The following is a 19,448-nucleotide window of genomic DNA, read 5'->3' as shown; positions in this document are numbered from 1 at the left end:
GAAACAATTTATGAAAGCAAATCAACTCGATATTCTTATTGTTCCTGGTTACAAAGGATCTTGTCCTGATCATTGGCAAACACGATGGGAAAGAAAATTGTCTACAGCTCGTCGTGTTCAACAAAAACATTGGTCAAAACCTGTTTATGAAGAATGGGTCAATGAAGTTAAAAGTGCCATTGCACAAGCTCAAAAACCCATTGTAATTATTGCTCACTCCTTAGGCGTTCCTACAGCTCTTCATGCAATACAACAAAACGCAGAAAAAATTTGTGGTGCCTTTTTGGTTGCGCCTCCAGATGTAACGAATGAAAAAATACGCCCCAAACATTTAATGACATTTGGTCCCTACCATTGCAAAAAGTTATCTTTCCCTTCTGTCGTTATAGCCAGCCGAAATGATGAGTTTTGTCACTTCTCAGTAGCAGAAAAACTTGCCAATAATTGGGGTTCACTGTTTGTTGATGCGGGACACTCAGGCCATATTAATGCAGAATCTGGACATGGACCTTGGCCTGAAGGACTTATGGTTCTTTCCCATTTTCTCGCAAAAATCTGATTCAAGAAAAACAAGGAAAACTAAGTATCTTCAATGTATCTATGCAGTTGCATTTGCTTTTGCTAAAGTCTCAATGACAAAAGCAACAAGAAATGTTATAGCAATCATTGAGAATTTCTACCAATTAGGATAATCTTACTTATCAATGCTATTAAAACCTCTCAAATAAATAGAGAATCATAATGAATCGTCGCCACCGTATTTATGAAGGCAAGGCCAAAATTTTATATGAAGGACCTGAACCAGGGACCTATATTCAATTTTTTAAAGATGACGCAACAGCCTTTAATGCAAAAAAACATGAAATTATCGATGGCAAAGGGGTTTTAAATAACCGTATTTCAGAACATATCTTTAGCCATCTTAGCCGTTTGGGTATTCCAACACATTTTATCAAGCGTATAAATATGCGCGAACAACTCATTAAAGCCGTTGAAATTATCCCTTTAGAGGTTGTTGTCCGTAATGTTGCCGCTGGCTCCCTTGCTAAACGTTTGGGACTAGAAGAAGGAACGGCTCTGTCGCAATCCATTATTGAATTTTATTATAAAAATGATTCTCTTGACGATCCAATGGTAACGGAGGAACATATCACTGCCTTTGGTTGGGCTGTTCCACAGGAAATAGAAGACATTATGCAACTTTCAATTCGTATTAATGATTTTCTTTCTGGACTTTTTGCCGGCGTTAATATTCAACTTATTGATTTTAAAATGGAATTCGGTCGTTTATGGGAAGATGAAGCAATGCGCATTGTTCTTGCTGATGAAATCTCACCTGATTCTGCCAGGTTATGGGATATGCAAACACAAGAAAAAATGGATAAAGATCGTTTTCGGCGTGATATGGGGGGGCTTATTAATGCTTATCAAGAGGTTGCAAAACGCCTTGGTATCATCAATGAAAATGAACCCCCACGACCAAGTGGTCCAGTTTTGGTAAAATAAACAACAAGGTGACGTTATGTTACCTTTCCTTATTAGTTAGTAAATACACCTCTTGAAAGAGAGAAATGCTGTGAACAGGAAATAAAAATGAAAGCACGTGTTACAGTTACTTTAAAAAACAGTGTCCTTGATCCACAAGGAGAAGCAATTGTCGGTGCTTTAAAAAGCTTAGATTTCAAAGGCATTCATTCCATTCGCCAAGGGAAAGTTTTTGATATCGTGCTCGATGATCAACTTCCTGAAACCGCACAGCAAAAAATTGAAAAAATGTGTGAAGAGTTACTAGCAAATACTGTCATTGAAAATTATACTATAGAACTTCTTTAGGTGGAGCTCTTCATGAAAACTGCCATCATTCAGTTACCTGGACTCAATCGTGATCGAGATATGGTTGCTGCATTACATCATATAACAGGAACTGAGCCATTTAAAGTTTGGCAAACGGATACGACAATTCCAGATGTCGATGTCATCGTTATCCCTGGCGGTTTTTCTTACGGAGACTATTTAAGGTGTGGAGCTATTGGCGCACGAACACCAGTTTTACAAGCTGTTCGTGAGAAAGCAGAAAAAGGTGTTACCGTAATCGGTATATGTAATGGATTTCAAATTTTGTTGGAAGCTGGATTGTTACCTGGTACTTTAATGCGTAATGCTTCATTAAAATTTGTTTGTCGTGAAATAAAGCTTGAAGTCGCAAATGCCAATACAAGATTTTCTCGACTCTATTCGACAGGACAGATCATTCGCTGTCCTGTTGCACATCACGATGGAAATTATTTTGTTGACAATGAAACCTTAAAAAAAATCGAAGACAATGGACAAGTTGTCTTCCGCTATGCAGAAAAAACAAACCCTAATGGTTCAGTTCACGATATTGCTGGTATCATCAATAAAGCTGGTAATATTCTTGGTATGATGCCTCATCCTGAAAACTTCATTGAACCTGCACATGGTGGTATGGATGGCCGTTTACTTTTCCAAAGTGCTTTAGAATTGGCAAATGGATGATAATAAAAAGTGGGCTGTATTTTTCACTGTTTTAAAGTCAAAAAATTTAAACATCTCCTAAGCCGAGTAAATGTCCCAACAAAACGTTTATGGATAAAATAGATGATATTTCTTTTAACACACAAAAAATATTCAAAAACTATTTCTTATTTTTAAATTCACGCTGCAAATAACCAATATTTCAGTTGATGTTTTAGGAACTTCTGCCTTATCAAACCACCAAAATACTTAAAACTTAAGCTGCTGGATTTAAAATAATAACAATGCTAACTTTCGATTAATTAAACGGGTAAAGTCCTCATGAATCCTTGCAATAACATCGCCATTACACCAGAATTAATTGCCCAACACGGCTTAAAAGATGATGAATATCAACGTATTCTCACTTTAATTGGAAGAGAACCGACATTTACTGAACTTGGAATTTTTTCTGCCATGTGGAACGAACATTGTTCCTATAAATCATCTAAAAAGTGGCTTAAAACCCTTCCAACAGAGGGAAAATGTGTCATTCAAGGACCAGGTGAAAATGCTGGCGTTGTTGATATTGGTGAAGGTCAATGTGTCGTTTTCAAAATGGAAAGCCATAACCATCCCTCCTACATTGAACCTTATCAAGGTGCGGCAACAGGTGTCGGAGGTATTTTACGTGATGTCTTTACCATGGGAGCCCGCCCTGTTGCAGCTATGAATGCCTTGCGTTTTGGATCTCCTAACCACCCTCGAACACGCCATCTTGTTTCTGGTGTTGTTTCTGGAATTGGTGGCTATAGTAATTCTTTTGGTGTTCCAACGGTTGGTGGAGAAATAAATTTTGACGAGCGTTATAATGGCAATATCCTTGTTAACGCTTTTGTCGCTGGTGTTGCAAAGACAGATTCTCTTTTTTATTCTAAAGCGCAAGGCGTAGGACTTCCTGTTGTTTATCTTGGAGCCAAAACAGGACGTGATGGCGTTGGTGGAGCAACAATGGCTTCCACCGAATTTGATGATTCCATCGATGAAAAACGCCCAACCGTTCAAGTCGGTGATCCTTTTACAGAAAAGTGCCTTCTTGAAGCTTGCTTAGAACTCATGGAACTTAGAGCTGTTGTTGCTATTCAAGATATGGGAGCCGCAGGACTGACATCCTCTGCCGTGGAAATGGGAGCAAAAGGAAATTTAGGAATAGAGCTTAATCTTGATAAAGTGCCTGTTCGTGAAGAACATATGACCGCCTATGAAATGATGCTTTCGGAAAGCCAAGAACGCATGCTTATGGTGCTAAAACCAGAATTAGAAAAACAAGCAGCGGCAATTTTTCATAAGTGGGGTCTTCACTTTTCTATTATTGGAAAAACAACAGATGATTTGCGTTTCCGTGTATCGCATCAAGGAGAAGAGGTCGTCAATCTTCCCATTAAAGAGCTCGGCAATGAAGCACCTGTTTATGATCGCCCTTGGAGTGAACCCAAAAAACAACCAACGCTTAAAATAGAAGACGTTGAGAGAGTTGAAAATCTTGGTGATGCACTCATTAGCTTATTAAATTCTGCTGATCAAAGTTCACGGCGATGGGTTTATGAACAATATGATACGCTGATTCAAGGAAATACTCTTGTTCGTCCAGGAGGTGATGCAGGAATCATTCGTATAAGCAACAGTGACAAACGCGCTCTTGCCTTTTCTTCTGATGTTACACCGCGCTATTGTGAAGCCGATCCTTACGAAGGAGGAAAACAAGCCGTTGCAGAATGTTGGCGAAATATCAGTACAACAGGCGCAATGCCACTCGCAGCGACAGACAATCTTAATTTTGGTAATCCTGAAAAACCAGAAATTATGGGACAATTGGTATTCGCCATTAAAGGCATAGGTGAAGCTTGTAAAATTCTCGACTTCCCTATCGTTTCAGGGAATGTTTCCCTTTATAATGAAACCAATGGAGAAGCAATCCTTCCCACACCAACCATTGCTGGTGTCGGTCTTCTTGACGATTGGTCTAAAATGGTAACAATCAATGGTATGCAAAATGGAGATAGTATTGTTTTAATTGGAGAATGTGGCTCTCATTTAGGACAATCAATCTACGCACGTCACATTTTGAATATTGATAAAGGTGCTCCCCCCCATGTAGATTTACAGCTTGAAAAAAAGCATGGTCAATTTGTTCGAGATGTTATTCATCGCGGTTTTATCCATGCTGCTCATGATCTTTCTGATGGAGGATTAGCTATTGCACTTGCAGAAATGGCAATTAAAGCAGGGAAAGGAATTAAAGCCAAATTAAGCAACAAAGTACCACATCATGCAGAGCTTTTTGGAGAAGATCAAGGCCGTTATCTCTTAGCTGTTAAACCTCATGCTCTCGATCAACTTAAAGAACTTGCACAAATAAACGCTATTCCTTTCACTGAACTTGGTACAGTTGAAGGAAGTTCTCTCAATATAGATGGGATATTAACACTTTCAGTAGAAAAGCTCACAAAAGCCTATGAAAGTTGGTTTCCACAATTTATGGGTGAAGAATAAAGAGTTATTTATCCTCCCTTCATATGCTATCTTTCTTAAAAGTAAATAAAGGAGAATAATCATGGCAATGAGTGCTCATACGATTGAAACGCTTATTCGCGAAGGTATTCCCGACGCAACTGTAACAATTCGAGATCTCGCTGGTGATGGCGAACACTACGCCGCAGAAGTTATTTCCGAAAGTTTTCGCGGTAAAAGCCGTGTTCAGCAACATAAAATGGTCTATGATGCTCTTAAAGGCAATATGGGAAATGACCTTCATGCTTTAATGCTACAAACAAATATTCCCAAATAATCTAAAATTTCTGCTTGCATTCAAACACTGAATACGATTACAAAATAACCTGAACGTAAATACACGCTTAAAAAAGTCCGCAATATCGAGGAAGAGAGATGAACGCTGTTCATGATTTTATTGACAATGAAATTAAAAAAAATGACGTCATTTTATTCATGAAAGGAACACCTGATGCTCCACAATGCGGATTTTCGGGACAAGTTGTTCAAATTCTTGACTATCTAGGAGTGGAATATAAAGGGATTAATATCTTAGCTTCTAACGAACTGCGTCAAGGAATCAAAGATTATTCAAATTGGCCAACAATTCCACAGCTCTATATCAAAGGTGAATTTGTTGGAGGCTGTGATATTGTTAAAGAAATGTTCCAAAATAATGAATTGCAAGAACTGCTAAAAGAGAAAGGCGTTTCTTGCAGTAAATTATAGAGACCTCTTAAAGTAGATTTTTTATTCTTTTATAGAGCTGTGTTCAGTTGTAGCGCTGTGTTCAGTCGAAGTTTTTATTTCAAGGATGCCATATGTCATACTCAATCGACGAGCAAGAGCATAGTAATACAATTAGAGAAAGAATTGGCTATAAAGAATTTGTTATTCTCATTGGTGCACTCATGGCTATCAATTCTATAGCCGTTGATATCATGCTTCCAGCCATGCCAGATATTTTGAACAGTTTAAATGTTATCAATGAAAATGATCAACATTATATCATCTCTGGTTATCTGATAAGTTATGGTATCTCACAAATATTTTTTGGTCCCATAAGTGATCGGTATGGACGTCGTAAACTTATTCTCATTGGCCTTGCATTTTATTCCTTTACGGCCATTGGTTGTGCTTTTGTCTCTCATTTCTCTCTATTGCTTATGTTGCGTATTTTACAAGGTATAGGAGGAGCGGCTATGCGTGTGCTTACCGTTTCTGTTGTACGCGATCTTTATAGTGGTCGAAAAATGGCAGAAGTTATGTCTATCGCTATGATGGTTTTTCTTATTGCCCCCATGATTGGACCGGCAACAGGACAATTCATTTTATTATTTGGAAACTGGCAAATTATTTTTATCGTCATGGCGATTATTGGTTTTGCACTGATGATTTGGATTCAACTGCGCTTGCCTGAAACTCTTTACAGACAACGTTCTCTTTCCTTTTCTTCAATCAGGCATAACTTGTGGGTTGTTATCACCAATCGGACAACACTTTGCTACACACTAGCAACTTCTATTATTTTAGGCTGTATTTTTACTTCTGTTAATACATCGCAGCAAACATATGAAGGGATTTATAATCTAGGGCTCTATTTTCCAATTGCCTTTGCTGTCGGTGCTGCTTTTCAAGCTCTATCATCATTCTTTAATTCTCAATTTGTTGGACGTCTTGGCATGCGGCGTATCGCCCATACGATGCTTTTACTCTTTTGCATCACTTCATGTATTTGGTTTATTGGTTCCCTCGTAACAAATGGCGTTATGCCTTTTCCCCTTTACATGCTGCTATTTTGTATATTGATGTTTGCCTGCGGCGGCATTATGGCCAATTGTAATACACTTGCTCTCGAATCTGTCGGTGAAATTGCTGGAACAGCATCTTCTGTCTCTGGTTTTCTTCAAACGTCCATTGCTACCAGTCTTGGCTTTTTTATTGCACAACAATTTGATGAAACAACGATACCCAATTCAGCAGCGTTTTTCTTTCTCAGCCTCATAGCCATCCTGCTCGTTTTATATGCCGAACGTGGACATCTTTTTAGACCTCATCATCACAATCCTAACGAATAGATGCTGTTATGAAAAATGAATAATACTGTTGTGATAAGAAACATGTAATTAAAAAAATTAAGTTTCTATAAATTCAGTTGTTAAACTTTCCTGATTTTGGAAAACCCTTTGGTACCAAACGTCCACTTCCAGCACGCATTCCCATCCACTCAATGAGATCATCAGCTTGACGATTAAAGCAGCGTTCAGCCGTATCTTGCCAACTTAAACCTTCTGATAAATTAAAGGTTTTTGCATCGACAATGCCCCCCTCTTTGTAACGTTGTAAACGAACACCTTTACCGCGAATCATTTCTGGTATTTGTTCAATAGCAAAAACAAGCATTTTGCGATTTTCACCAACCACTGCAATATGATCGCCTTTTACTGGAACACAAAGCTTGACTTTATCAGGAGACTTCACATTCATAACTTGCTTACCTTTTCGTGTATTGGCAATAACTTCAGCTGCTGATACAATAAAGCCATTTCCATGAGAGGAAACTAACAGAAGTTTTTCTTGTGCGTTATAGACAAAAGCGGTCAAGAGATCGTGATCATCATCCATATCCACTAAAATACGAATTGGTTCACCATGACCTCGCCCCCCAGGCAAATTATTTGCAGAAATAGCAAAAAACTTTCCACCAGTACTTATCACCATAATTTTGTCTGTAGTAAATGCTGGAAATGCTATCTTTAAGCCATCTCCTTCTTTAAAGGAGAGTGCTTTGTAATCACTTAAATGCCCCTTTAAAGCACGCATCCAACCTTTTTCAGAAATAACAATCGTTACCGGCTCTTTTTCGATCATCGCTTGGTGAATATCTTCAATATCATGCCTTGGAGCTTCCTCAAATGTTGTGCGCCTTTTTCCTAAGACCGTATCAGGACCAAAAGTTTTGCGAATTTTTGTAATTTCTTCTGAAATTATTTTCCATTGCTTTACATGAGAGGACAATAAATTTTGCAATTGTTCTTTTTCAGTCCTCAAACTTTCAAATTCTTTACGAATTTCAAACTCCTCGAGCTTACGTAAAGAACGCAAGCGCATATTAAGAACAGCTTCAGCTTGATTTTCTGTTAATTCAAAACGACTGATAAGTTCTTTTTTTGGTTCATCCTCTTCACGAATAATGTGAATGACCTCATCAAGATTTAAATAGGCGATAAGATAACCATGGAGAATTTCTAATCGGCGATCAATTTCTTCAAGTCGATAAGTAGAACGACGAATCAAGACTTCTTGACGATGTTCAAGCCATTGCTGCAAACTTTCCCGCAGAGAGAGAACATTTGGTATTCTTCCCAAAGACAAAACATTAAGATTAAGAGGAAATTTTATTTCAAAATCAGTCAATTTAAAGAGAGATTCCATAAGGAGCTCAGGATCAACCGTACGATTTTTGGGAATAAGCACGATGCGAATATCTTCTGCCGATTCATCTTGAATATCCTCAAGCATTGGTAACCGCCGTGCAAGCAATAATTCCGCTGTTTTTTCAATCAGGCGTGATTTTTGAACTTGATAGGGAATCTCAGTAACAACAATGACATAAGAACCACGGTTGCCGGTCTCCTGATGCCAACGTGAACGCAATCGAAAAAAACCACGCCCAACACGATAGGATTCCTCAATACTTTTTTTAGGCTCAACTAAAACACCCCCTGTTGGAAAATCAGGACCAAGCACAAACTGATTTAATTCCTCATCATTAGCATCAGGATGTGCAATCAAATGGAGCGCTGCATCACAAAGTTCAGAAACATTATGGGGGGGAATAGATGTTGCCATACCAACAGCAATACCAGAGGAACCATTTGCTAAAAGATTAGGAAAAGCTCCCGGTAAAACAGCGGGTTCTTCATCTTCCTCATTATAGGTTAAACGAAAATCAATAGCATTTTCATTAATCCCTTCAAGCAACAATGCAGCCACTTCAGTCATACGTGCTTCCGTATACCGCATAGCAGCAGCATTATCACCATCAATATTCCCAAAATTGCCTTGCCCATCAATCAAGGGATAACGAACAGCAAAACTCTGAGCCAAGCGCACTAATGCATCATAAATAGATGCATCACCATGCGGATGAAATTTCCCCATGACATCACCAACAATCCGTGCACATTTTGCATAGGACTGCCCTGGATTAAGTTTGAGCAAACGCATAGCATGGACAATTCGCCTATGCACTGGTTTCAAACCATCACGCACATCAGGCAATGCACGGTGCGTAATAGTAGAAAGTGCATAAGCTAAATAACGCTCCTGTAAAGCAGAGCGTAATTCTATTGGTTCAATATGTTCTTTATCAAAAGGTAAATTCATTTCATCAGACATAGCATGAGAACAACAATTCACAAAATAATGAGCAATTATTCTATAAGATTTTTTCAGTGAATTTTCTATAAGTCGACTATTTTTATTAAAAAACGACTATATAAAAACAAACATTGCGATTAAAACATGAACAGAAAATTATATCAATTTGAAAAATTCATCCATGTGCTTTATAATTCAACCAAGCAATAGATGAAAACATTTGATATGTTGATGCAAAATTTTTTTGAAAAAAGAATGAAATATCGTCTTTAAGAACGACCAACAGCGACAAATAAATCAAAACAGTAATCCATAGATTCATCAATTTATAACGATTGACACTTTCACAAGATATAGAAAATCTAAAAAACAATATTACTGCTCATTTAAGTCTGGTATATATTTAGACTGAACATGCTAAAAATATGAGAGAATTTTCTCTTAAAAACAAAGAGAACAGCTTTTAAAACAATTTCTTAGCAATAATAATTCTACCAGTATCTTAAGTACGAATTAAAAAAAACTAAAGCATTTTTTTCTAAGAATCTGCTCACAAATGCGTTTTTGACCTTATATTTTAAAAACACGCATATTGTACAAACATGGACTTCAATTGTTATATGATAAAATTCACGAAGCATTTAATTAAAAAAAGCTCCTAGAAGAATATCATCTTTAACTACAGTGCGTTATTTTTCAAATATTTTAAGATACCAGACTATTTCTGCTATTTCTTCCAAATTAAAAAACGAAGATAAAGCATATCTCTTAAACTTGTTATAAGCAACATATACACCGACGCAATTTAAAGACATTAAAATCTTACTGTAGATAAGAATGCTAACAACACACCATCAATTTATGAACCATTTTTAGCAGCAGGAGCAATTCGTATCCCTAAATCACGTAATTGTTGAAGAGAAACATCAGATGGAGCACTCATTAAAAGATCAATCGCTTGTTGATTCATAGGAAATAAAGCAACCTCACGTAAATTTTTAACACCTTGCAAAAGCATAATAATACGATCAACGCCCGCGGCCATACCGCCATGCGGTGGCGCCCCATAGTGAAATGCACGATAAAGAGCACCAAAACGATCTTCCACGACCTCTTTAGAAAGACCAGCAAGATTAAAAACTTTCAACATCATCTCTGGTGAATGATTACGGATTCCACCTGATGCAATCTCATAACCATTACAAACAAGATCATACTGAAAAGCCTTAAGAGTAAGAGGATCTTGGCACGCAAGAGCATTTTCTCCACCTTGAGGCATAGAAAAAGGATTATGTGCAAAATCAAGCTTTTTCTCATCTTCATTCCATTCAAAAAATGGAAAATCAACAATCCACGCTAAAGAAAAACATTGCGAATCGATAAGGCCTAATTCTTCCCCTACCCGTGTCCGTGCTGCTCCTGCAAAAGAAGCAAATTTCTTTGGATCTCCTGCCACAAAAAAGCAGGCATCACCATTTTCAAGGCCAAGTTGCATACGGAGTGCTTCAGTTCTTTGCTCACCAATATTTTTGGCAATAGGACCAGCACCTTCAAACTTTCCTTCTTCTTCACGCCAAAAGATATAACCGAGTCCCGGTTGCCCCTCACCTTGTGCCCACCCATTCATACGATCACAAAAAGCGCGGCTTCCTCCTGTCTTAGCGGGAATAGCCCACACCTGTGCATTTTCATCATTTGCCAAAATTTGCGCAAACACTTTAAAACCAGAATCATAAAAATGCTGTGAAACATCTTCCATAATAATTGGATTGCGTAAATCAGGCTTATCCGTACCATATTTCCGTATGGCTTCATCATAAGAAATACGAGGAAAGCTTTGTGTTACAGATTTTCCATTTGCAAACTCTTCAAAAAGAGAACGCATAATGGGTTCCATTGTTACAAAAACATCTTCCTGTTCAACAAAACTCATTTCAACATCCAATTGATAAAATTCTCCAGGAAGACGATCAGCCCTTGGGTCTTCGTCTCTAAAACATGGTGCAATCTGAAAATAACGATCAAAACCCGACATCATCAATAACTGTTTGTACTGCTGAGGCGCTTGTGGCAATGCGTAAAATTTCCCCTGATGAATACGGCTTGGAACTAAAAAATCGCGCGCACCTTCCGGCGAAGAAGCTGTCAAAAGTGGTGTCGTAAATTCCGTAAAACCATTATCCTGCATAGAGCGCCTGATAGCAGCAATCACTTCAGTACGGCGCATGATGTTTTTGTGCATAGTTTCGCGACGTAAATCAAGAAAACGATATTTTAACCGAATATCTTCTGGATAATCAGGCTCACCAAAAACAGGGAGAGGAAGTTCATCAGATTTTGAAAGAATTTCCACCTCTTGCGCAAAAATTTCAATCTCCCCTGTTGGAAGGGATGCGTTAATCACTTCATCAGAACGCGCAGACACTTCCCCATCAACACGGATAACCCATTCAGAACGCACTGTTTCAATAATTTTAAAAGCTGGTGAAGCAGGATCAGCAACAATTTGTGTGATTCCAAAATGATCACGTAAATCTACAAAAAGGATTCCGCCATGATCTCGAACACGATGTACCCATCCCGAAAGCCGAACCTTTGTTCCTACATCACATTTACGAAGGGCAGCGCAATGATGACTGCGATAACGATGCATAGTTTTTGCCTTTGATTATAATTTCATATGCGTTACAAACGCTTTTTAATAACCATTTGTCAAGATATGAGGATAAAGACTCAAAAAAAAAGTCAATAAAAGACAAATTTAATTTATCTAGCTATAATAAAATAATGATGAATCTTATTACACAAACAACAGATCTTGAAATTGCCATTGCTGCTCTACGTACCTCAGATTTTGTAACCGTAGACACTGAATTTATGCGCGAAACGACATTTTGGCCTCAACTGTGTTTAATTCAGCTTGCATCACCAGATGTCACGTTACTGATTGATCCAAAAGCACCAGATATTAATCTACAAGCATTTTTTGATCTCATGGTTGATAAAAAAGTCACCAAAGTTTTTCATGCTGCACGTCAAGACATCGAAGCTATTTACCATCTTGAGGGTATCATTCCCTATCCTCTCTTCGATACACAAATCGCAGGGTCAATTTGCGGATTTGGTGATTCTATCTCCTATGATCAAATTGTACAACGCTGCACGGGGCATCAAATTGATAAATCATCCCGTTTTACAGATTGGAGTTACCGCCCTCTCTCCGAAAAACAACTCCTCTATGCACTTGCCGATGTAACCTATCTAAGAGACGTTTACCTCTTCTTAAAAAAGCAATTAGAAAAAAACCAACGCACACACTGGATGGATGATGAAATAGCAATTCTCCTAAATCCAAAAACTTATGATATGCCCGAAGATGAAGCATGGAAAAAAGTAAAAGGTAAAGTAAAAAAACTGCGTGAACTTGCTGTATTACAAAAAATAGCTGCTTGGCGTGAACGCAAAGCACGAAAATATAATATCCCACGTCGTCATATCATGAAAGATGAATGCCTTATCGAAATTGCAGTCCAACAACCACAAGATGAATCTGCTTTAAAACGTTTGCGCAGCCTCAATAAAAATTGGGATAAATTTTCCAACACACAAACATTAATCAAAGCTATCCATGAAGGACTAGAGGTCGATCTTGCTACCTTACCTCCCCTTCCTAAATATAATCCACTGGGTGAAACATCGACGGCCGTTCTTGAGCTTCTCAAAGTGTTATTAAAGCTCGTTGCGAACGAAAACGGTATTGCACCTAAAATTATTGCAACTTCCAATGATTTAGAAAAAATTGCCAATGGGTGTATAAAGAAAAAGATCCCTGCTATGAACGGTTGGCGCTACGAAATATTTGGTAAAAAAGCTGAACAAATGCTCAACGGTCAAATAGGATTTTATTTTCATGATGGAAAGATAATGACCAAACAGTTTTAATTTATAAAAACAACCATTTGCATATTGCAGTTATCATCATACGAGTCTTCTAACAAAGCCTATATGTCTCATTTAATATAAAGGTTAATAGAAAATCAAAAAGAGAAAAATGAGCGATCAACTTGCTAAGTTAGTTTTATTTAAAAAAAGAGAGAAGAGCTCTCATTAAATTTTAAGCACTCCCATTCTGAAAAAATCCGTTATATTATCATGCCATCCATATTTTCAGATGAACTGAAATAGACTCCTCAAATAATGATGAAATCCCAATAACAGCAAACTTCCAACTTTAAAAAGCAATAGGATTTTCTACAACAACATCGCTTGATGTATTTTAAAATTGCAGCTTAGCGCAAAAAGAAAAGTAAGGAGATATAATATTCTACACACAGTACCATAAAAATTAAATGCTTTATGAAAAGAACAACTCCATGACTCAAAAATAGAACTGTAGAGCGATCAAAACACATAAGCACAATATAGTAGAAAAAGAATCAGAAGGTTTCAAAAGAAAGAGGCCATTTTATTATTTTTGATAATTTTTTAAGCCGTGTAAGAGGACGTTCTCCTAATAAATCAGCATAACACCTCGGAACATACAAAACAATATGATCTGTCTTTTTATACCATGAAAAATGGGGTAAAATTCCAGCGGTAGAAGCGCTAAAAAGATGGGCTATACGCATGGTCTCACCAAGAATGTGTGCTCTCTCAATGATATTTCTGCTTGCTAATTGAAAAAGAGGAAGGGATTCTGCATCCATCAACAACCCTTTATTGCGAAAAAAAACTGCAAGCGCAGCATAAAGGCGCCCCTCATGTGAAATTCCCGGATAAGATCCCAATGCGATTCGATGAGCCGCTTCATTGCCTCGATAATCTGGATGTATACGCCAACCAATATCGGCAAGAAGACAAGCTGCTTTACGGTAACGACATTCATTTTCAGTCTCTGAAATTCCAAAAGCATCAAAGGCATTGGTCGTAAAATCAATAAGTTCTGCTGCCTGCTTTGGTGAACGCGCTCGTAAAATAGCCATTTCAGTGCAAGCCGCGATGAGAGGATCTGAAACACGAATCTCTTGTGGTAATTTTGAATAAAGAAAACCTTCGCGAACTCCAGCTCCAGAAAAGACTATTTTTTCAAATCCCATAGACTGAATGAGTTCAATAAGAACAATTGCTCCATAAGATAAGAGCTGACGACGATTTTTTGAAACAGCTGAAATTCCTTTCATATTACCGATATTGCCATTCACGACAAAACGTAAGAAATCTTCCATTTCAACGGCATCAACTTCATAACCGTGCATAACAGGCAACGGATAATGTTTGGTTGCCATATGGAGTTTTGCTAAATTACGCCAAGTTCCTCCTACTGCGTAAAAACGACGCGCCATACCTTTACGAATAACAGCAGCTTTAGCAAAATGCTCATGGACAATTTTTGTAGCAACCGCAATATCATTATTGGACATATATTGTAGTTGTAAACCACCCAACGGCAGAGTTATCCCCTCACTTACATTAGCGTTATCAATATTAATAAGTTCAAGACTTCCGCCACCAAGATCTCCACAAATACCCTTTGGTTGATAAAAAGTAGAAATAACCCCATATGCTGAATAAAGAGCTTCTTCATTTCCTGAAAGAAGGTATATTTTACTTTGCAAAATATTTTCCGCATTTTGAATAAATGCTGATCCGTTTTCGGCCTCTCTCGCTGCTGCTGTTGCTAATGTATAGATATCCTCCGCTCCAATCTGTAGACAAAGTGCACGAAACCGTTTTAATGCTTGTAGCGCCATTTTCATGGATTTTTCTTCTAAAAATCCAGTTTCTGCCACACCCTGACCAAGACCACAGAGAACTTTTTCATTAAATAAAACTGTAGGTGAACGCACAAGACCTTCATAAATAACAAGTCGAACAGAGTTTGAACCAATATCGATAACAGCGACAGGTTTACACCCTTTCAGTCGACCCTGAGCATTTACATATGTCATTGGATTTCAGTCTTTACGCAATTTGGCATACTGCCGACGCAACGCAACCAAACGCGAAGCGGAAGACTCAAACGCTTCCTTCCCCCCCAAAAGACCTGCTTTGGCCATAAAATACTCCTGCGCATTAAACGGACTTTCACCTCTTTGTGGTGTTATACGTCTTGATGTTCCGCTGTTTAGTATATCAAAGCTTTGTTGATTATCAATAATATTAGCGAGCATAATTTGTAAAAGAATCTGCTTACGAACCATTTTATTAACAACTGGTACCAATATTTCAACACGATGATCGAGATTACGAGGCATCATATCAGCCGATCCCAAATAAACAATGGCACTTTCGTTGGGCAAATCTTGGCCATTGCCAAAACAAAAAATGCGACTATGCTCTAAAAACCGCCCTACAATTGATTTTACACGAATATTATCTGAAATTCCTGGAATGTTAGGACGCAAACAGCATATGCCTCGCACCACCAGATCAACCTGCACACCCGCTTGACTAGCACGATATAAAGCATCAATAATTTCAGGATCAACCAATGCATTAACCTTCATCCAGATAGCAGCAATCCGTCCCTGTTGTGCATTGGTAATTTCTTCTTCAATATGCTTAAGAATACGACTCCGCAATGTTAAAGGAGAAAAAGCAATCTTCATTGCTTCATTTGGACGTTTATATTGAGCAATATAATCGAACAATAATGCAACATCATGAGCAATATCATCATCAGTAGTAAAAAAAGAAAGATCAGTATAAACCTTAGCGTTCACTGGATGATAATTTCCAGTGCCAAGATGAACGTAAGAACAAAGGCGTTTTCCTTCACGCCTCATAATCAGTGACATCTTAGCATGTGTTTTCAATGCAATAAAACCAAAAAAAACACGCACGCCTGCATGCTCAAGATCACGTGCCCAACGAATGTTCGCTTCCTCATCAAAACGAGCTTTAAGTTCTACTAAAGCCGTCACAGATTTCCCCTTTTTAGCAGCTTCAATTAAAGCGCTAACAATAGGACTATCATTTGATGTACGATAAAGGGTTTGTTTGATTTCTACAACATCAGGATCACTAGCTGCCTGACGTAAAAATTGCACAACAACATCAAAGGATTCATAAGGATGATGAATGACCATATCATTTTCACGAATAGCCGCAAAGCAATCACCATTATGTTTACGAAGATATTCAGGAAAACGAGGATTATAAGGTAAAAATTTTAAGTCATCACGTGGAATAGATACAATCTCTGATAGCATATTAAGCGCCAATAATCCATCAAGAACACTCATACAATTATCAGGAACAGAAAGAGCATCGGTTATAAATCGGCATAAATTCTTTGGCATTTTTGCATCAAATTCAACGCGAATAACCTGCCCACGGCGGCGTCTTTTCAGAGCAGTTTCAAAAAAATGAACAAGATCTTCAGCCTTTTCTTCCACTTCAATATCACTATCACGAATCACTCTAAATGTCCCCATTCCATCAACTTTATAATCAGGAAATAGACGGTTGATAAAAAGGCTCATAACATCTTCACAGGCAATAAAACGAAAGTGATTGCCTTCTTGAGGAAGAAGAATAAAACGCTTCAAGTTCACTGGAACAGGTAACAAGACTCTATGGGTATGTTGATCAACACACCGCGACAATTGGAGAGCAAGTGAAAGCCCTAAATTAGGGATAAAGGGAAAAGAGTGAGAGGAATCAAGAGGGAAAGGTTTTAAAACAGGATAAATTTTCTCAAGAAAATATTGTTCAAGCCATGATTTTTCACTTTCTGAAAGTCTTTCAGAACCAACAATTTCAATATCATTCTGTCTTAATTCGTGATCTAAAATACGCAGTTCTTGTAATTGATGAAGCTGTAAACGTGAAATTTCACCTAACACAAAATCAAGTTGCTGCTGTGGTGTGCGCCCATCTGCGCTACATGATGTCCCCCCATCACGAATTTGAGCAACAAGACCTGCAACACGAACCATAAAAAATTCATCAAGATTTGCTGCTGAAATCGAAAGAAATTGGAGACGTTCTAGTAAAGGATGCTTCGTATTTGCAGCTTCCATCAATACACGAGTATTAAATTGTAACCATGAAAATTCTCTATTAATAAACCGCATCGGACTTTTCATTGTTATACCCGATAGAGTAATCTGATCTTCCACCCTCTGTTCCATATATTCTAGCTAATCTTCCTTTATACTTTCTAAGCTCATGATTGATCACTTTCTCATAGAACACTTTATGATATGTTACTGTAATAATAACATATTCGATTGATCAATTTTTCCTACATTATTTGCATATAAACTTGCAAAATACTTGGAAATATTCCCATGCACAAAATACTAAAAACACGCTAACGGATATGAGTCATAAAAAGATCTTTGGTTTGTCTTAAAAAGAACCTTGCATTGTTATAAGCTTTATTACAAACTCATACATGTAAAATAAACAACCCAAGTCATATCTGATTTAAGCAATTTATTCGGAGCTTGTCTATCATGGCCGATCACAACATTCCCCACTTCCAAAATGATCTCGGATATAAAACAATCGAAATTGGTGTAAAAGAATTCATGTGCGCAGGCGCAACACAACCATTTGATCATCCTCATATTTTTATTGATATGGGATCAATGGATGAAAAAATCTGCCCTTATTGTTCAACACTTTATCGCTATAATTCCTCACTATTGTACGATCAAACAAATCCACCCGGATGTTTATACCATCCAAACAATGCATTATAGCGCATTTTCTGCTCTTTCAATATAAAGGAAAATGCATGGACCACGCCCCAATAATCATTGGAGGAGGTATTGCTGGTTTAAGCACTGCTTTGGCACTTGCCCATAAAGGAATTGCAAGTACACTTATAGAAAAGTGCAAACGGCTTGACGCTGTAGGAGCGGGTATTCAGCTTACCCCAAATGCAACCCGTATTTTAGCGCATTGGGGAATTCTTGATACACTTATTGAAGAAGGAACAATACCACATTTTTTTGAGTTACGAGAAGGGGTGTCTCTAAAAACGCGACTGCACATTGATCTTATCAATTTAACAGAAAAAAATTGGAAAGCGCCTTATATTACCATTCATCGTGCCGCCTTACAAAAAGTTTTATACAGTACTGTTATGGAGAATCCTTTTATCAAATACAAAACAGGCGAAACACTTATATCATCTACCCAAACAACTCCTAACAACAGCATTCATATAAAAACAATAAAGACAGATGCATCAACTAAACAACAACCGCAGTTGTATTCAACATCGCTTCTGATCGGATGTGATGGAGTTTGGTCAACACTCCGAAAACTTGCTCCTTTTCATGAAAGAGCAGATTTTAGTGGCTTTATTGCTTGGCGTGCTACAGCAGAATTTGATAATCTTCCTCAAAACTTTCGTTCTTTATTACAAAATACGCAGACAATTACCGCCTGGATGGGACCCCAAAACCATCTTGTTGTCTATCCCATTCAATCATCCGCAAAGGTTTTTAATTTTGTAGCCATTACGCGTGGAGAAAATGCAAAAGAAGGATGGGCTCATAAAGGAAATAAAGAAAATTTGAAATCTCTTTTTAAAGGTTGGAATCAGCAAATTTTGCAAATCTTTGATCACATTGATGAGTGGAGCTATTGGCCTCTCTTTCATATGAAACAGGATCGCTTTTTAGGTTTAGAAAGACAAGTCTTTGTTGGGGACAGTGCACACGCAGCCTTACCCTTTGCAGCGCAAGGTGCTGCTATGGCAATCGAAGATGCTGCTACATTAGCACAAGCACTTTCTTGTAAAGATCTCTCCTTAACCAAGTCCCTTTTACTCTACGAAAAAATACGGTCTCCCCGAGTTAAAGCCGTAAAAAAACGTGGAGATTTTAATAGAATAGCTTACCATGCAACTGGACCTCTAGCAATTGCCCGTAATTTCATCATGAAAATTCGCACACCAGAAAGTATCATGTCTAGCCTTAATTGGCTTTATATGTACGACGCTATGGATCGCACAAAGAGATATCATAAAAACTTATAAAGTTCCCTCACATTTTCCATAAATCAAAAATATTTTCTTAAAT

The 19,448-nt window shown here is 37.8% G+C and carries 15 protein-coding genes; 11 read left to right on the top strand and 4 right to left on the bottom strand.

Annotated elements, in window-relative coordinates; all coding sequences use genetic code 11:
- The first annotated feature begins 10 nt into the window (after nt 1-10).
- The 8 genes from LNM86_RS05205 (at nt 11) to LNM86_RS05170 (ending at nt 7,103) form a co-directional block, all read left to right on the top strand.
- On the top strand, nt 11-559 hold the full coding sequence (locus LNM86_RS05205; RefSeq protein WP_241438717.1) for an RBBP9/YdeN family alpha/beta hydrolase: 549 nt from the start codon (nt 11-13) through the stop codon (nt 557-559).
- A 182-nt stretch (nt 560-741) separates the two neighbouring features.
- On the top strand, nt 742-1,506 hold the full coding sequence (gene purC, locus LNM86_RS05200; protein ID WP_241438716.1) for a phosphoribosylaminoimidazolesuccinocarboxamide synthase: 765 nt from the start codon (nt 742-744) through the stop codon (nt 1,504-1,506).
- 87 nt (nt 1,507-1,593) lie between these two features.
- Nucleotides 1,594-1,833, top strand: coding sequence for a phosphoribosylformylglycinamidine synthase subunit PurS (purS, locus tag LNM86_RS05195; RefSeq protein WP_241438715.1), 240 nt, complete (start codon nt 1,594-1,596; stop codon nt 1,831-1,833).
- Nucleotides 1,834-1,845: 12 nt separating this feature from the next.
- Entirely contained in the window at nt 1,846-2,517 is a 672-nt protein-coding gene (purQ, locus tag LNM86_RS05190; RefSeq protein WP_241438714.1) for a phosphoribosylformylglycinamidine synthase subunit PurQ, read from the top strand.
- A 300-nt stretch (nt 2,518-2,817) separates the two neighbouring features.
- Nucleotides 2,818-5,028 (top strand): phosphoribosylformylglycinamidine synthase subunit PurL, encoded by a 2,211-nt coding sequence (gene purL, locus LNM86_RS05185; protein ID WP_241438713.1) that lies wholly within the window; start codon nt 2,818-2,820, stop codon nt 5,026-5,028.
- Nucleotides 5,029-5,089: 61 nt separating this feature from the next.
- Nucleotides 5,090-5,323: a BolA/IbaG family iron-sulfur metabolism protein gene (locus LNM86_RS05180; protein ID WP_241438712.1), complete on the top strand. Its 234-nt coding sequence runs from the start codon at nt 5,090-5,092 to the stop codon at nt 5,321-5,323.
- A gap of 98 nt (nt 5,324-5,421) precedes the next feature.
- Nucleotides 5,422-5,754 (top strand): Grx4 family monothiol glutaredoxin, encoded by a 333-nt coding sequence (grxD, locus tag LNM86_RS05175; RefSeq protein ID WP_241438711.1) that lies wholly within the window; start codon nt 5,422-5,424, stop codon nt 5,752-5,754.
- A gap of 92 nt (nt 5,755-5,846) precedes the next feature.
- Nucleotides 5,847-7,103: a multidrug effflux MFS transporter gene (locus LNM86_RS05170; RefSeq protein ID WP_241438710.1), complete on the top strand. Its 1,257-nt coding sequence runs from the start codon at nt 5,847-5,849 to the stop codon at nt 7,101-7,103.
- 73 nt (nt 7,104-7,176) lie between these two features.
- Here the strand turns inward: LNM86_RS05170 and parC are convergent, their stop codons facing one another.
- Nucleotides 7,177-9,426, bottom strand: a complete 2,250-nt coding sequence (gene parC / locus LNM86_RS05165) for a DNA topoisomerase IV subunit A (protein WP_241438708.1) — start codon at nt 9,424-9,426, stop codon at nt 7,177-7,179.
- An 841-nt stretch (nt 9,427-10,267) separates the two neighbouring features.
- On the bottom strand, nt 10,268-12,061 hold the full coding sequence (gene aspS / locus LNM86_RS05160; protein WP_241438707.1) for an aspartate--tRNA ligase: 1,794 nt from the start codon (nt 12,059-12,061) through the stop codon (nt 10,268-10,270).
- Between the two features lie 134 nt (nt 12,062-12,195).
- On the opposite strand from aspS, the gene rnd reads away from it, so the two are divergent.
- A complete protein-coding gene (gene rnd, locus LNM86_RS05155) occupies nt 12,196-13,350 on the top strand; it encodes a ribonuclease D (protein ID WP_241438706.1) in 1,155 nt (384 codons plus the stop codon).
- A gap of 494 nt (nt 13,351-13,844) precedes the next feature.
- On the opposite strand, the gene ppx is transcribed toward rnd, so the two are convergent.
- Complete coding sequence (ppx, locus tag LNM86_RS05150; RefSeq protein WP_241438705.1) at nt 13,845-15,356, bottom strand: exopolyphosphatase; 1,512 nt, start codon at nt 15,354-15,356, stop codon at nt 13,845-13,847.
- 6 nt (nt 15,357-15,362) lie between these two features.
- Nucleotides 15,363-17,543: an RNA degradosome polyphosphate kinase gene (locus LNM86_RS05145; protein WP_241438704.1), complete on the bottom strand. Its 2,181-nt coding sequence runs from the start codon at nt 17,541-17,543 to the stop codon at nt 15,363-15,365.
- 327 nt (nt 17,544-17,870) lie between these two features.
- Here LNM86_RS05145 and LNM86_RS05140 point away from each other — a divergent pair, with 327 nt between their 5' ends.
- Entirely contained in the window at nt 17,871-18,119 is a 249-nt protein-coding gene (locus LNM86_RS05140) for a zinc-finger domain-containing protein (protein WP_241438703.1), read from the top strand.
- A gap of 35 nt (nt 18,120-18,154) precedes the next feature.
- Nucleotides 18,155-19,405 carry an FAD-binding protein gene (locus tag LNM86_RS05135; protein WP_241438702.1) on the top strand — a complete coding sequence of 417 codons (1,251 nt, stop codon included), beginning with the start codon at nt 18,155-18,157 and terminating at the stop codon, nt 19,403-19,405.
- The last annotated feature ends 43 nt before the right edge of the window (nt 19,406-19,448 follow it).

The sequence above is a fragment of the Bartonella machadoae genome, assembly GCF_022559585.1.
Lineage (GTDB): Bacteria > Pseudomonadota > Alphaproteobacteria > Rhizobiales > Rhizobiaceae > Bartonella > Bartonella machadoae.
Note: the sequence above shows the minus strand (reverse complement) of the source record. Positions and strands in the feature narration are given on the sequence as shown.

What these genes read in the sequence shown, in the direction of transcription:
- rnd (WP_241438706.1), top strand. Translation starts at nt 12,196, where the DNA reads ATGATGAATCTTATTACACAAACAACAGATCTTGAAATTGCCATTGCT.
- grxD (WP_241438711.1), top strand. Translation starts at nt 5,422, where the DNA reads ATGAACGCTGTTCATGATTTTATTGACAATGAAATTAAAAAAAATGAC.
- purL (WP_241438713.1), top strand. Translation starts at nt 2,818, where the DNA reads ATGAATCCTTGCAATAACATCGCCATTACACCAGAATTAATTGCCCAA.
- LNM86_RS05145 (WP_241438704.1), bottom strand. Translation starts at nt 17,543, where the DNA reads ATGGAACAGAGGGTGGAAGATCAGATTACTCTATCGGGTATAACAATG.
- purC (WP_241438716.1), top strand. Translation starts at nt 742, where the DNA reads ATGAATCGTCGCCACCGTATTTATGAAGGCAAGGCCAAAATTTTATAT.
- ppx (WP_241438705.1), bottom strand. Translation starts at nt 15,356, where the DNA reads ATGACATATGTAAATGCTCAGGGTCGACTGAAAGGGTGTAAACCTGTC.
- parC (WP_241438708.1), bottom strand. Translation starts at nt 9,426, where the DNA reads ATGTCTGATGAAATGAATTTACCTTTTGATAAAGAACATATTGAACCA.
- LNM86_RS05180 (WP_241438712.1), top strand. Translation starts at nt 5,090, where the DNA reads ATGGCAATGAGTGCTCATACGATTGAAACGCTTATTCGCGAAGGTATT.
- LNM86_RS05170 (WP_241438710.1), top strand. Translation starts at nt 5,847, where the DNA reads ATGTCATACTCAATCGACGAGCAAGAGCATAGTAATACAATTAGAGAA.
- purS (WP_241438715.1), top strand. Translation starts at nt 1,594, where the DNA reads ATGAAAGCACGTGTTACAGTTACTTTAAAAAACAGTGTCCTTGATCCA.
- purQ (WP_241438714.1), top strand. Translation starts at nt 1,846, where the DNA reads ATGAAAACTGCCATCATTCAGTTACCTGGACTCAATCGTGATCGAGAT.
- LNM86_RS05140 (WP_241438703.1), top strand. Translation starts at nt 17,871, where the DNA reads ATGGCCGATCACAACATTCCCCACTTCCAAAATGATCTCGGATATAAA.
- aspS (WP_241438707.1), bottom strand. Translation starts at nt 12,061, where the DNA reads ATGCATCGTTATCGCAGTCATCATTGCGCTGCCCTTCGTAAATGTGAT.
- LNM86_RS05135 (WP_241438702.1), top strand. Translation starts at nt 18,155, where the DNA reads ATGGACCACGCCCCAATAATCATTGGAGGAGGTATTGCTGGTTTAAGC.
- LNM86_RS05205 (WP_241438717.1), top strand. Translation starts at nt 11, where the DNA reads ATGAAAGCAAATCAACTCGATATTCTTATTGTTCCTGGTTACAAAGGA.